The following is a 12,487-nucleotide window of genomic DNA, read 5'->3' as shown; positions in this document are numbered from 1 at the left end:
AGTGTGAGTGTCTTGCGCGTGATGCACGAATCGAACGGGGCGAAGGTTATTATCACGATGAATGATATGTGTGGGTCGTTCATCGATTTGCGGCATGGTTGGGATTTCTGGGGCTGCGTTGCAGCCCATCGCGACACAAGGCCGCTCCTACAGCATACGCGTTCCCCTGTAGGAGCGGCCTTGTGTCGCGAAAGGGGCGCAACGCGCCCCCGGCAATGTCAGCTCGATACGCGGAACCCATGGGTGCCATCGCGCTCCAGCTGGGCAATCAAGCCGAACTCCCAGTCGAGATACCCCTGCATCGCCTCGTGCGGGTTGTCCGTCCCTTCATAAGGCCGGCGATAACGGTCGGTACGCGCCACGGCCAAGCGCGTTTCGCCGCTCTCCAGCGCCTTGCCCGCCGCAATCCAGCGCGCGGTGCCACCGTCCAGCACGTACACCGGGGTTTGCGTCAGTGCCTGCAAGTCCAGCGCCGCAAAGCGCGCCAGCAGGCTGCTGCCGCAGGTCAGCACATAGCGCTCGGCTACCGGCAAGCGCTCCAGCACCTGTGGCAACTGCGCGCGGATCGCCCAGTAAGCGCCTGGAATGTGCCGTTTCACATAGTTGGCACTGCTGGTGAAGTCCAGCAGCACGGTGCCTGGCGCTTGCAGCCAGTCATCCAGTTGCTCGACACCGATTTCGGTCACCGCCGGCAACGCCGGCTGCGGCGGCTGCCACTCGCCGGCTGCACTGAAGTCTGCCGCTGACAAACCGTCCAGCACTGCCACCTGCCAGCCCATCTGCGCCAGCCACGAAGCGCTCATGTTGGCCCGCACGCCGTCATCGTCCACCAGCACGATGCGCGCCCCGCGTACGCTGGCGACATGGTCGGTTTCCTGCACCAGCTGCCCGCCCGGCACGCTGCGGCTGGCCGGCAGGTGGCCCTGGGCGTATTCCTCGGGCGTGCGCACGTCGAACAGGTAGGTGGTGCGGCTGGTATCAGCCTGCCAGGCGGCCAGGCCTTCGGGCTCCAGGCGGGCCACGCCGGCGCGGTCGGCCACGCTGCGCGCGCGCTGTGCGGCATCGGCACGGGTGCTGTCGGTAACCTCGGCGAAACGCCGTTGCTGGCCGTGGGCCAGGGTTTGCCCGGCCAGGGTCCAGCCAATGGTGCCGTTGCGCAGGGCCGCCACCGGGTTGGGGATGCCGGCGTTGACCAGCGACTGGGTGCCGATGATGCTGCGGGTGCGCCCGGCGCAATTGACGATCACCTGGGTGGCAGGGTCGGGCGCCAACTCGGCCACCCGCAGCACCAGTTCGGCACCCGGGACGCTGATGCCACCCGGGATGCTCATGGTCTGGTATTCGTCGAAGCGGCGGGCATCGAGCACCACCACATCGGCCTTGGCATCCAGCAGCGCTTGCACCTGTTCGGCCGCCAGCGATGGGGTGTGGCGCACGCTTTCCACCAGTTCGCCAAAGGCCTTGCTTGGCACGTTGACGTCGCGGAACAGTTCGCCGCCTGCTGCGCGCCAGCCAGCCAGGCCACCTTCGAGCAGTGCCACATCGCTGTAGCCCAGTGCCGTCAGACGCTGGCCGGCCTGGGCCGCCAGGCCTTCGCTGTCGTCATACAGGGTGATGGCGGTGTCGCGCCGGGGGACCCGGGCAAACACCTCCAGCTCCAGTTTCGACAACGGAATGTTGGCGGCGAACAACGGGTGTGCCTGGGCGAACGGGTCTTCCTCGCGTACATCGATCAGCGCCAGTTCTTCATGGGCCAGCAATGCCCGACGAATGTCGTGGAAGGCGCGGGTGGCTACGGTACTCATGGGGCAGGGTTCTCTTTGGACAGGTCCCAGATATTGGGCAGAAGGGTGTTGGAATAGCCGGAAATGAACGGTTTCTCGCTGCCGTCGGGCAGGTACACGGCACGGCTGACGGCGCCGATGTTGGCGCCATACACGTGAATGCTGATCGACACCTGGTCGGCGAAGGCGTTGCTGACCTGGTGGATATCACCGATGCGCGGCGATACGGCTTCCACGTGGCCAGGGTCGATGCGCACCGGCTCGCCTGCCGGTAGCAACGCACCGTGCTCGCTACGGACAAAGCCTTGCGAGTATTCGGCGCCACGCAACATGCCAATCAATCCCCACACCCGGTGGTCGTGGATCGGCGTCTGCTGGCCTGGCCCCCAGACGAAACTGACGATGGAAAAGCGCTGGCGCGAATCGCAATGCAGCAGGTATTGCTGGTAACGGGCCGGGTCCGGCTGCGCCAGCGCCTCGGGCAGCCAGTCGTCATGGGCGACCAGGCTGCGCAGCAGGCCCTGGCCCTGGTCGAGGAGGGTGGCTTCGTCGGTTTCCCGGTCCAGCAGTTGCGAAAGTGCGTCGATGAAGTGGCGCAGGCGCTCGAGGCGCAGGGGTTGGCTCATGGTTCAGGCTCGGCTGACGGTTTGGTTAAACCCTAGCAAATGCGGTGAGTATTCTTAAAAGTAAAAATATTCATAAGCTAATATGCAAAAAATGCATTTACAGCTTGGCTGATCTGTTTTGAAATGGGCGCAACGAACAGCAAGCCCCGCGATTACCCCACGAGACCGCACGCGCGGATCGGCCTTATGTACCTCGACGGTACCTGGAGACGAACGTGCGATACCTCAAGCAATTGGCCGCCGGTGTGCTGGCCAGCTCCCTCAGCCTGGCGGCCGCCGCGCAAACCCTGGTGGTTGGCGACCAGAGCTTCAATGCCCGCGCCGTGATGGAAGCGGCCGGCGTGCTCGACGACCTGCCCTATACCCTGGAATGGAAGCAGTTCACCGCCGGCTCGCCGGTGGCCGAGGCGCTGAACGTGGGCAGCCTGGACATCGGCCTGCTGGGCGATGCGCCGCCGTTGTTCCTCGGTGCGCTGGGTGCGCCGATCAAGGTGATTGCGGTCAGCCGGCAGAACCTGGAGGGCGTGGCCATCCTGGCACGCAAGGACTCGAACATTCACCGCCTCGAAGACCTGCGTGGCAAGCGCGCGGCGATCTGGAAGGGTTCCTGGAGCCAGCAACTGCTGTTCAGCGCGCTGGACAAGGCTGCGGTGCCGCGTGACGCCCTGGAGCTGCGCTACCTCAGCGCTCTGGATGCGTCGCATGCCCTGGATGGTGGTTCGGTGGATGTGATCGCCACCTGGGAACCCTATGTCACCCAGCAGGAGCGCCAAGGGGCACGGGTGCTGGCCACGGCCGAAGGGTTGATCCCGGCCCAGAGTTTCGTGGTGGCCAATGCCAAGGCGGTGGAGGCCAAGCGGGCGCAGATCAGTGATTTTCTCCAGCGCCTGAAGAAGGCCCGTGACTGGACCCTGAGCGACCCCGCCCACACCGAGGTGTATGCCGATGCCTGGGCCAGGCGCACCCGTGCCGACCGCGACATCGCCCGGGCCTGGTTTGCCAGGGCGCGTACCGATGTGGCGGCGCTCAACCCGCAGGTGATCGTGGAGGCGCAGAAGACCGTGGACTTCTTTGCCGGGCTGGGGCTGATCAAGGCCTACCCGGCGGCCAGCCTGTTCGATACCTCGTTCGCGGCGGCGTTCGAGCACTGATTACGCCTGTACCGGCCCTTTCGCGGGTAAACCCGCTCCCACAGGGGCAGTGCAGCACTCGAATACTGCGCAATTCCTGTGGGAGGGGGTTTACCCGCGAAGAGGCCGGCACAGCCACCACCATTTCCGAGGAATACCCATGACCACCCGCAAGATCAAGCTTGGCGCCCTGACCATGGGCTGCGGTGGCCCTGGCCGGCACAACCTGTGGCTCGACCCGGAGCTGCCTGCCGACGCCAGCGTCAACATCGACTGGTACATCGACATCGCCCGCCAGGCCGAGGCGGCGTTGTTCGACCTGATGTTCATCGTCGACAGCCAGTACATCACCCCCGGCTCGCCGTCCCATTACCTCAACCGCCTGGAGCCGCTGACCCTGCTCTCGGCGCTGGCGGTAAGCACACGCCACATCGGCCTGGTCGGCACCCTGACCACTTCCTACAACGAACCCTTCAACGTCGCCCGCCGCCTCGCCTCGCTGGACCTGATCAGCAAGGGCCGCGCCGGCTGGAACGTGGTCACCAGTGGCGACGCCGGCACCGCCGGCAACTACGGCCGTGACGAGCACTACGACTACGACACCCGCTATGCCCGCGCCCAGGAGCACGTCGCGGTGGTGCAGGGCCTGTGGCGCTCCTATGAAGACGGCGCTTTCCCGCGCAACCGGGCCACCGGGCAGTTCCTCGACCCCAGCCGGATGCATGCCCTGAACCACAAAGGCGAGCACTTCTCGGTGGTGGGGCCGTTGAACATCCAGCGCTCGCCACAGGGCCAGCCGGTCATCTTCCAGGCCGGCGATTCGCAGCAGGGGCGTGACCTTGGAGCTGCCACGGCGGATGTGATCTTCACCCACGCCGCCAGCATCGAGCAGGGCCAGGCGTTCTACCGTGATGTGAAGGGCCGCGCCGCGCGGCTGGGGCGTGACCCCGAGCAGCTGCTGGTATTGCCCGGGGCCGAGATCTATGTCGGCGACACCGACGAACACGCCCGCGAGATCGAGCGCCATTACCACCAGCAGGACCACAGCTTCGAGCTGGCGCTCAAGGAGTTCGGGCGCAACTTCGGCTGGCACGACTTCAGCCAGTACGACCTCGATGCGCCATTCCCGCAAGAAAGCCTGGAGCACGCGCGCAGCAGCTTCTTCACCAACGCCAGGCGTATTGCCGACCAGGCACGGGAGCAGGGCTTGAGCTTGCGCCAGGCGGTGGAGTTCGGCCGCCAGTTGCGGCCGGGGGCCTTCGTCGGTTCGCCGGCAACGGTAGCGGCCAGAATGGCCGAGTGGTTCGAGGCGCGGGCCCTGGATGGTTTCAACATCTATATCGGCCACCCCGGGCAGTTCCGCCGCTTTACCGAGCAAGTGGTGCCGCTGCTTCAGGAACGCGGGGTATACCGCACCGCCTACGAGGGCACCACCCTGCGTGAAAGCCTGGGCCTGGCCATTCAGTGAATGCTCGAGGCCAGTTCGAAGATCGGCATGTACATCAGGATCACGATCAGGCCGATCAGCAGGCCGATGAAGGTCATCAGCAGTGGTTCGAACAGCTTGACGAACCATTCCACCCAGCGGCCGATTTCCTGGTCATGGAAGTCGGCGCAGCGCTCCAGCATCTCGCCCAGGTTGCCGGACTGCTCGCCGGCCCGCAGCAGGCGCAGCGATACCGGCGTGACCAGTTGCCCGGCCTCCAGCGCGTCGGACAGCGGCAACCCTTCGCCGACCCGCTGGCTGGCGTGCTCCAGGCCCTGGGCCGCCGCGCTGCCGAGCAGGCCGCGGGCCATGCCCATGGCGGTGAGGATGGGGATACCGCCTTGCAGCAGGATGCCCAACGAGCGGTAGAAGCGCGCCAGTTCGTACATCATCAGGCGTTGGTGCAGTGCCGGCAGGCGCCGCAGCTGGCAGGCTGCCCAGCGCCGCACCCGTGGCTGGCGGCGCAGCAGCCACAGCGCCGTGACCGCGCCGAGGGTGCCCAACGCCAGTGGCAGTTGCTGGGCATGCAGGAACAGGCCGATCTGCATCAGCAGCCGAGACAGCCAGGGCAACTCGGTGCCCATGCCCTCGAATACCTGGCTGAAACGCGGCACCACGTAGCCAAGCAGGAACAGCACCACGCCACCGCCCACCAGCAATAGCAGCAACGGGTACACCGAGGCGCCCACCAGTTTCTGCCGTACCAGGTCCAGGCGCTGGCGGTAGCTGATGTAGCGGGCGAGGGCGTCGCCCAGTGCGCCGGTACGCTCGCTGGATTGCACCAGCGCCACGTACAGCGGCGGGAATACCCGTGGCTGCTGGCCCAGGGCCTGGGACAGCGAGCGGCCTTCGTACAGTTGGCGGACCAGTTCGGCGAGCACTTTGCGCGTTGCCGCTGCGGGGGCCTTTTCCGCCAGGCTCTCCAGCGCATCGATCAGCGGAAGGCCGGCGTTGAGCAGGGTTGAAAGTTCCTGGCTGAACAGCACCAGGTCAAAGCTTGCTTCGCGGCGCCAGGCCATGCCGCGCAAGGCGCCGCCGTGGCCGCGCAGGCTGAGCACGCGCAGGCCCTGGTCCTCGGCCTGGCGGCGGGCCTGGTCGGCGTCCTCGGCGTCGATCTGCAACTGCACCACACCCTGCCTGCCCAGGGCCTTGAGGCTGTAGCGCATGGCCGTTCTCCCTACTGCCAACTGGTGATTTCGGCGTTTTCCCCGTCGCCACCGGGCTGGCCGTCCTTGCCCATCGACAGCAGGTCGTACTCGCCGCCGTTCTCGCCAGGTTGCCGGTAGATGTACGGGCGGCCCCACGGGTCTTGCGGCACGGCCTTCTGCAGGTACGGGCCGGTCCAGCGCGCTTCGCCACTGGGGGCGATCACCAGGGCCTGCAGGCCTTGCTCACTGCTGGGGTAGTGGCCGACTTCAAGGCGGTACAGGTCCAGGGCCTTGCTCAGCCCCTCTATCTGCGCCCGCGCCACCTTGGCCTCGGAGCGGCCGAGCTGGCTGAAGTACTTGGGCGCGACGATACCGGCCAACAGGCCGAGTACCACCAGTACCACCAGGAGTTCAAGCAGGGTGAAGCCACGTTGAGGGTTGGTTCTGCGCTGCATGGTGAAGCCCTCCGCTGCATGGGGACAAGCTTTTGCAGGCTCCATGCAACAGCCGTGCACGCCTGCGCTGGCGCCTTGCACCATGCGGTATGCAAAGCGGCACAGTGCTTGCGTCGTGGTCATCGACCTCGGGTTTTCCGGGGTATATCCCCCAAATTTGGGGGTACCACGAAGAGGCGACCGACATGCGTGGACTCATACTCGGTTTGATCTGGCTGGTGGCAGGTGCTGCCCAGGCCGATGTGTACATTTCCATCGACGCCAAAGGCAGCTACATACTGACCAACGTCCATCGACCCGGGCGCCTCTATGAAACGGTGATCAGCGAGCCGAAGGCCCAGGCCGGCCCGGCCAACGCGCAGCTCATCACCGGCCGCCCCTACGCCAAGCTGGTCGCCGCCGCGGCGCGTACCCACGACGTCCCCCCGGCGTTGCTGCATGCGGTGATCAAGGCCGAGTCCGGCTACAACCCCAAGGCCCGTTCACCGGCGGGCGCCGTGGGGCTGATGCAACTGATGCCGGATACCGCCCGCGAGATGGGCGTGGAAAACCGCCTGGACCCGGAAGACAACGTGCAGGGCGGGGCCCGCTACCTCAAGCGCATGCTCAATTTGTTCGACAATGACATCACCCTGGCCGTGGCGGCCTACAACGCCGGCCCCGAAGCTGTGTTGCGCCGTGGTGCGGTACCGCCATTTGCCGAGACCCGGCGCTATGTACCGAATGTGCTGCGGGAGTACCGCCGGTTGCAGGGGTTGACGGGTGATTAGCCTTTGCAATTTTCCCTGTGGGAGATGGCCCAGCCCTTTGTGCTGCGCTGTCGCGCAGAGAACTCAGTGCGCAAGCGATCCGCGTACCGTGTGGGAGCGGGCGTGCCCGCGAAGAATCCAACGCGGTGCCTGGCACCGGCTCCGCCGGTGTTCGCGGCGGTTCGACGCCTCGACACGCCCGCTCCCACAGGGGCCGCGCGGCATCTGGATTTTTTTCAGCGCGAGCGCCACTCGGCAAGGACAGAAACAATACCCTTCGGCGGATGCCACCAAGCTGACCCGATGGTTTCCCCAACTCTGGGCTATAACCTTCTGAAGGTGCCCAGTTGTGGAGTCCGCCATGGACATCGCCCCTCGTTCCGACGCTATTGAAGTACCCGCCGGTAACGAACTGGCCACCCCACGCAAGCCGTTCAACCTGCTGCGCTGGTACGCCTGGGTCAGCCTGGCCATCATCCTCTCGGTAGCGGTCGGGCTGGGGTTGATTTCCAGCCGTTTCATCATTGACGAGAGCATCGAGCGCGATGCCTTGCTCACCGCGCAATTCATTACCTCCATCGCCGATGCCGAAGTGCGCCATGTGTCGATCCCCAATGTGCGCACCATGGGTGAACTGCTCGACCCGCGCATCGACCGCGCCAACCTGCTCGATGTCGACCCGGACGCCCGGCGCAGGGCGCGTGGCGAGTTCCTCGACCACATCGCCCACCTGCCCGACATGCTGCTGGCCAACATCTATGCCCCGGACCGTACGGTGATCTGGTCCAGCAACCCGGCGCTGGTTGGCAAGCTGATCGAAGGCGACCAGGACCTGGAGAAGGCCTTCGAGTACAAGATGCGAGTCTCGGCCAGCTATCACAACTTCGAACAGGCCCGCGCCGAGCAGAAGTTCGTCATCCCACCCGAGCAGTTGTTCATCGAGAACTACATCCCGCTGTTCGATGCCGATGGCGAGCAGGTCACGGCGATGGTCGAGATCTACAAGGAGCCCCATGACCTGATCGTGCGCATCGAGCATGGCTTGATCCTGATCTGGCTGGCGATCACCGTCGGTGCCGGGCTGGTCTACGTCGGCCTGTACGGCATCATGCACCGCGCCGCGCGCCTGCTGTCGGTGCAGCAGAAGCGGCTGATCAGCAACGAAACCTACGTGGCACTGGGCGAGGTGTCCTCGGCGGTCGCCCACAGCCTGCGCAACCCGCTGGCCAGCATCCGTTCCAGTGCCGAGCTGGCCCAGGCGTTCGACGACGGCCCGGCGCAGCGCAATGTCAACGACATCATCAGCCAGGTCGACCGCATGTCGCAGTGGATCCGCCAGATGTTGCAGTCATTGCGCCCGCTCAACGATGAGGCAGTGGCGGTGGATTTGCCGCTGGCATTGCAGGAAAGCCTGCAGACCTACGCGGTTCTGCTGGCGCGTGGCGGCGTGAGCCTGGACCTGCAACCGCTACCGGCGGTGCAGGTGCTGGGGCACCCGGTGTTACTGCGGCAGATTTTCAGCAGCCTGATCGCCAACGCCCTGGAGTCGATGGAGCAGGGTGGCCGGTTGCGTGTCGAGGTGGTGCGCCATGACCGGCGTAACTTGACCCTGCGCCTGTCCGACAACGGCAAAGGCATGAACGAAGAGCAGCAGCGCATGGCCTTCCGGCCTTTCTTCACCACCAAGCAGGGTGGGTTGGGCGTGGGCCTGGTGTTGGTCAAGCGCATCATGGAACGCTTCGGTGGCAGCGTCCGGCTCAGCAGCAGTGAAGGCCATGGCACCCGGGTTTCGTTGAGTTTCCGGTTGATCGAGTCCTCATGATTTACATTGATAAATATCTGTATGTTGTTGTTTATAAAGGATTTATGTTTTTGGGGTGAAAATCCCCAAATGTGGGGGACCATCCTCCATGCGAATTTAGGAAAATTCATTAACCTATTGATTATAAAGAACTTATCAAATCATTCAGGTGGCTGGCTGGGTTCTTGCAACGTGACAGGCGGAGTGCAACACGACAAATGGCAGCTGCGGCTGCACGGGTGGAGTGCTATCAATTGGCTACTGTTCGTCGCCTTGATGCATTTCTGAACGGACGCCCTGCGCGGGAAGCACGCGATGCAGATGCTGGATAATGAAGTGCCAGGCAAGGCCAGTACTACCGCCAGCGGTATGGCCGTGCCATTGCGCGAATTCAACCTGCTGCGCTGGTTCTCGGTCATCAGCCTGCTGATCATCGCCTCGGTGGCAGGCGGGCTGGGTTATGTGTCGACGCGTTTCGTGGTGCGCGACAGCGTCGAGCGCGATGCCATGCTCACCGCACAGTTCATCCAGGCCATGGCCCAGGCCGAAGTGCGCCATTCGCAGTTGCCGCCGGGCACCACCATGGGCGAGTTGCTTGACCCGCGCCTGGACCAGCAGCACCTGCAGTTCACCCCGGACCTGGCTGAATCTACCCGGGTCGAGTTCCTCGACCATGTCGAGCACCTGCCGGACACCTTGCTGGCCAATGTCTATGCACGCGACCGCACCATCGTCTGGTCGACCAACCGGGAGCTGATCGGCAAGCGCATCGAGGCCGATGGCGACCTCGACCGCGCCTTCCACTCGCGCAAGGCGGTGTCGGCCAGCTACCACCAGGCCGACGATGACCGCGAAGAGCAGAAGTTCCAGCGTGAACCGCGCTACCTGTTCATCGAGAACTACATCCCGCTGTTCGACAGCCAGGGCGAGCAGGTGCTGGCGATGGTGGAGATCTACAAGGAGCCGCAAGACCTGGTGCGGCGCATCCAGCGCGGCTACGTGCTGATCTGGGCCTCGACCCTGGTGGGCGGGGCGCTGGTCTACTTCGGCCTGTTCTGGATCGTGCGCCGCGCGGCGCAGCTGCTGCACCTGCAGCAGGATCGGCTGGTGGCCAGTGAAACCTATGTGGCCCTGGGCGAGATGTCGTCGGCAGTGGCGCATAGCTTGCGCAACCCGCTGGCGAACATTCGCTCCAGCGCCGAACTGGCCCAGGAAATCGCCAACCCCGCGGCTCAGAAGAACATCACCGACATCATCAGCCAGGTCGACCGCATGTCGCGCTGGGTGCGTGACTTGCTGGTGTCGCTGCGCCCGACCAGTGACGACGCCGAGGCCGTGGACCTGGTGACGGCCATCGAGGACACCCACCTGGCCTTCGCCCAGCAGATCGAACGCAACGGCGTGCGCTTCTGCTACGAAGGCCCCGGGGCACAATGGGTGGCCAGCCAGCCGCTACAGCTCACGCAAATTCTCAACACCCTGTTCTCCAATGCCCTGGAAGCCATGCCCGAAGGCGGCATGCTGCGTGCCCAGGTCAATGTGCAGGATGGGCAGCGTGCCGAGTTCGTCCTCAGCGATACCGGCAAGGGCATGAGCCAACAGCAGGAACGGATGGTGTTCAAGCCGTTCTACACCACCAAGCAGGGCGGCCTGGGCGTAGGCCTGGCCCTGGTCAAACGCATCATGGAGCGTTTTGGCGGCTCGGTCAGCCTGAGCAGCCGCGAAGAGGAAGGAACCCGCGTCAGCCTCACATTCAATATCGCAGCGGGAGGGGACCATGGAGCACAGCATCCTGGTAGTCGAGGATGATGAAATTCTCGCCGACAATATTCGCACCTACCTCAGCCTCAAGGGCTTCGAGGTCACCGTGTGCCACAGCGCGGAACTGGCGCTGGAGCAGATCAAGCGGGGCCAGCCCGATGCGGTGCTGACCGACAACTCGCTGCCGGGCATGAGCGGGCACGACCTGCTGCGTACCTTGGTGGCGCAGGTGCCGGACCTGAAAGTGATCATGATGACCGGCTACGGCAATGTCGAAGATGCCGTGCAGGCAATGAAGGAGGGCGCCTTCCATTACCTGACCAAGCCGGTGGTGCTGGCCGAGCTCAAGCTGACCCTGGACAAGGCACTGGCTGCCGAACGCATGGAGCGCACGTTGTCGTTCTACCAGGAGCGCGAGGCGCAGAAGTCCGGGTTGCAGGCGTTGATCGGCGAATCACCGACGATGCTCACCCTCAAGCACACCCTGCGCCAGGTGCTGGATGCCGAGCGGCGCATGGCCAGCGACGACTTGCCACCGGTGCTGATCGAAGGCGAGACCGGTACCGGCAAGGAGCTGGTGGCCCGCGCCCTGCATTTCGATGGTTCGCGCAGCAAGGGGCCGTTCATCGAATTCAACTGTGCCTCGATCCCGGCCAACCTGCTGGAGGCCGAGCTGTTCGGCCACGAGAAGGGCGCCTTCACCGATGCCAAGGAGCGCCGGGTGGGCCTGGTGGAGGCTGCCGATGGCGGCACCTTGTTCCTCGACGAGATTGGCGAGATGGACCTGGTGCTGCAGGCCAAGCTGCTCAAGTTGCTGGAAGACCGCAGTATCCGCCGGATCGGCGCGGTAAAGGAGCGCAAGGTCGACCTGCGGGTGATCAGCGCTACCAACTGCAACCTGGAGCAGATGGTGCAGCAGGGCAAGTTCCGCCGCGACCTGTTCTTCCGCCTGCGCATCATCGCCCTGAAGGTACCGCGCCTGTATGCCCGCGGGCAGGATGTGCTGCTGCTGGCGCGGCATTTCCTGGCCCATCATGGCCGGCGTTATGGCAAGCCGAACCTGCGCTTTTCCGCCGAGGCGGAAAACCTGATGCTCGGTTACAGCTGGCCAGGCAATGTGCGCGAATTGCGCAACATGCTGGAGCAGACCGTGCTGCTGGCACCGAACGAGGTGGTACAGGCTCATCAGCTCAACCTGTGCATGACCCTGATCGACGAGCCGCTGGTGCAACAGGCGGCGCCTGCGGTGTTCGAAATGCCCCGGCACGAACCCGAGCCCGGCACCAGCCTGCCGGACATGGAGCGCGACCTGGTGTGCAAGACCCTGGACCGCACGGACTGGAACGTGACCAAGTCGGCGCGCATGCTCGGGCTGTCGCGGGACATGCTGCGTTACCGGATCGAGAAACTGGGGCTGACCAGGCCGGACAAGCGCCAGTGGTGAGGGCCCCCGTGGGAGCGACATTTGTAGGAGCGGCCTTGTGTCGCGAAAGGGCCGCAACGCGGCCCCGGGATTGATGCGCAACAGTTGAAATTGCTGGGGCTGC

The 12,487-nt window shown here is 64.7% G+C and carries 10 protein-coding genes; 6 read left to right on the top strand and 4 right to left on the bottom strand.

Translation table 11 applies throughout. The features are described from left to right. Nucleotides 1-218: 218 nt before the first annotated feature. A complete protein-coding gene (locus tag ACGLHT_RS26010) occupies nucleotides 219-1,805 on the bottom strand; it encodes a rhodanese-related sulfurtransferase (protein ID WP_274120591.1) in 1,587 nt (528 codons plus the stop codon). After that, the gene (locus ACGLHT_RS26005) at nucleotides 1,802-2,410 is read right to left on the bottom strand and encodes a cysteine dioxygenase (RefSeq protein ID WP_274120590.1); all 609 of its coding nucleotides are present in this window, start codon (nucleotides 2,408-2,410) and stop codon (nucleotides 1,802-1,804) included. Before ACGLHT_RS26005 ends, ACGLHT_RS26010 begins: the two co-directional genes overlap by 4 nt. A 215-nt stretch (nucleotides 2,411-2,625) precedes the next feature. Between ACGLHT_RS26005 and ACGLHT_RS26000 the strand changes: the two genes are divergently transcribed. Both ACGLHT_RS26000 and ACGLHT_RS25995 read left to right on the top strand, forming a co-directional pair. Further along, a complete protein-coding gene (locus ACGLHT_RS26000; protein WP_137164108.1) occupies nucleotides 2,626-3,561 on the top strand; it encodes an ABC transporter substrate-binding protein in 936 nt (311 codons plus the stop codon). A gap of 139 nt (nucleotides 3,562-3,700) precedes the next feature. Further along, nucleotides 3,701-5,008, top strand: a complete 1,308-nt coding sequence (locus ACGLHT_RS25995; RefSeq protein WP_025339319.1) for an LLM class flavin-dependent oxidoreductase — start codon at nucleotides 3,701-3,703, stop codon at nucleotides 5,006-5,008. On the opposite strand, the gene ACGLHT_RS25990 is transcribed toward ACGLHT_RS25995, so the two are convergent. Together ACGLHT_RS25990 and gspG are read right to left on the bottom strand one after the other, a co-directional pair. Then, nucleotides 5,002-6,192, bottom strand: coding sequence for a type II secretion system F family protein (locus tag ACGLHT_RS25990; protein ID WP_075045349.1), 1,191 nt, complete (start codon nucleotides 6,190-6,192; stop codon nucleotides 5,002-5,004). The genes ACGLHT_RS25995 and ACGLHT_RS25990 overlap by 7 nt on opposite strands. Before the next feature lie 11 nt (nucleotides 6,193-6,203). Beyond that, nucleotides 6,204-6,629 (bottom strand): type II secretion system major pseudopilin GspG, encoded by a 426-nt coding sequence (gene gspG, locus ACGLHT_RS25985; protein WP_085588532.1) that lies wholly within the window; start codon nucleotides 6,627-6,629, stop codon nucleotides 6,204-6,206. A gap of 185 nt (nucleotides 6,630-6,814) precedes the next feature. Here gspG and ACGLHT_RS25980 point away from each other — a divergent pair, with 185 nt between their 5' ends. From ACGLHT_RS25980 to ACGLHT_RS25965, 4 genes are all read left to right on the top strand, one after another. Then, nucleotides 6,815-7,399 carry a lytic transglycosylase domain-containing protein gene (locus ACGLHT_RS25980; protein WP_023662492.1) on the top strand — a complete coding sequence of 195 codons (585 nt, stop codon included), beginning with the start codon at nucleotides 6,815-6,817 and terminating at the stop codon, nucleotides 7,397-7,399. A 340-nt stretch (nucleotides 7,400-7,739) separates the two neighbouring features. Beyond that, the gene (locus ACGLHT_RS25975; protein WP_274120588.1) at nucleotides 7,740-9,200 is read left to right on the top strand and encodes a HAMP domain-containing sensor histidine kinase; all 1,461 of its coding nucleotides are present in this window, start codon (nucleotides 7,740-7,742) and stop codon (nucleotides 9,198-9,200) included. A 294-nt stretch (nucleotides 9,201-9,494) separates the two neighbouring features. Beyond that, the gene (locus tag ACGLHT_RS25970; protein ID WP_274120587.1) at nucleotides 9,495-10,988 is read left to right on the top strand and encodes a HAMP domain-containing sensor histidine kinase; all 1,494 of its coding nucleotides are present in this window, start codon (nucleotides 9,495-9,497) and stop codon (nucleotides 10,986-10,988) included. After that, nucleotides 10,957-12,384, top strand: coding sequence for a sigma-54 dependent transcriptional regulator (locus ACGLHT_RS25965; protein ID WP_025339314.1), 1,428 nt, complete (start codon nucleotides 10,957-10,959; stop codon nucleotides 12,382-12,384). The genes ACGLHT_RS25970 and ACGLHT_RS25965 overlap by 32 nt, the downstream gene beginning before the upstream one ends. Nucleotides 12,385-12,487 lie beyond the last annotated feature (103 nt).

This window comes from Pseudomonas sp. PsB (assembly GCF_043658375.1).
Classification (GTDB): domain Bacteria; phylum Pseudomonadota; class Gammaproteobacteria; order Pseudomonadales; family Pseudomonadaceae; genus Aquipseudomonas; species Aquipseudomonas putida_Z.
Note: the sequence above shows the minus strand (reverse complement) of the source record. Positions and strands in the feature narration are given on the sequence as shown.

Bases quoted from the DNA above. Each gene is read 5' to 3' on its own strand.
- ACGLHT_RS25970 (WP_274120587.1), top strand. From the start codon at position 9,495: ATGCAGATGCTGGATAATGAAGTGCCAGGCAAGGCCAGTACTACCGCC.
- ACGLHT_RS26005 (WP_274120590.1), bottom strand. From the start codon at position 2,410: ATGAGCCAACCCCTGCGCCTCGAGCGCCTGCGCCACTTCATCGACGCA.
- ACGLHT_RS25975 (WP_274120588.1), top strand. From the start codon at position 7,740: ATGGACATCGCCCCTCGTTCCGACGCTATTGAAGTACCCGCCGGTAAC.
- ACGLHT_RS25980 (WP_023662492.1), top strand. From the start codon at position 6,815: ATGCGTGGACTCATACTCGGTTTGATCTGGCTGGTGGCAGGTGCTGCC.
- ACGLHT_RS25990 (WP_075045349.1), bottom strand. From the start codon at position 6,192: ATGCGCTACAGCCTCAAGGCCCTGGGCAGGCAGGGTGTGGTGCAGTTG.
- ACGLHT_RS25965 (WP_025339314.1), top strand. From the start codon at position 10,957: ATGGAGCACAGCATCCTGGTAGTCGAGGATGATGAAATTCTCGCCGAC.
- ACGLHT_RS25995 (WP_025339319.1), top strand. From the start codon at position 3,701: ATGACCACCCGCAAGATCAAGCTTGGCGCCCTGACCATGGGCTGCGGT.
- gspG (WP_085588532.1), bottom strand. From the start codon at position 6,629: ATGCAGCGCAGAACCAACCCTCAACGTGGCTTCACCCTGCTTGAACTC.
- ACGLHT_RS26010 (WP_274120591.1), bottom strand. From the start codon at position 1,805: ATGAGTACCGTAGCCACCCGCGCCTTCCACGACATTCGTCGGGCATTG.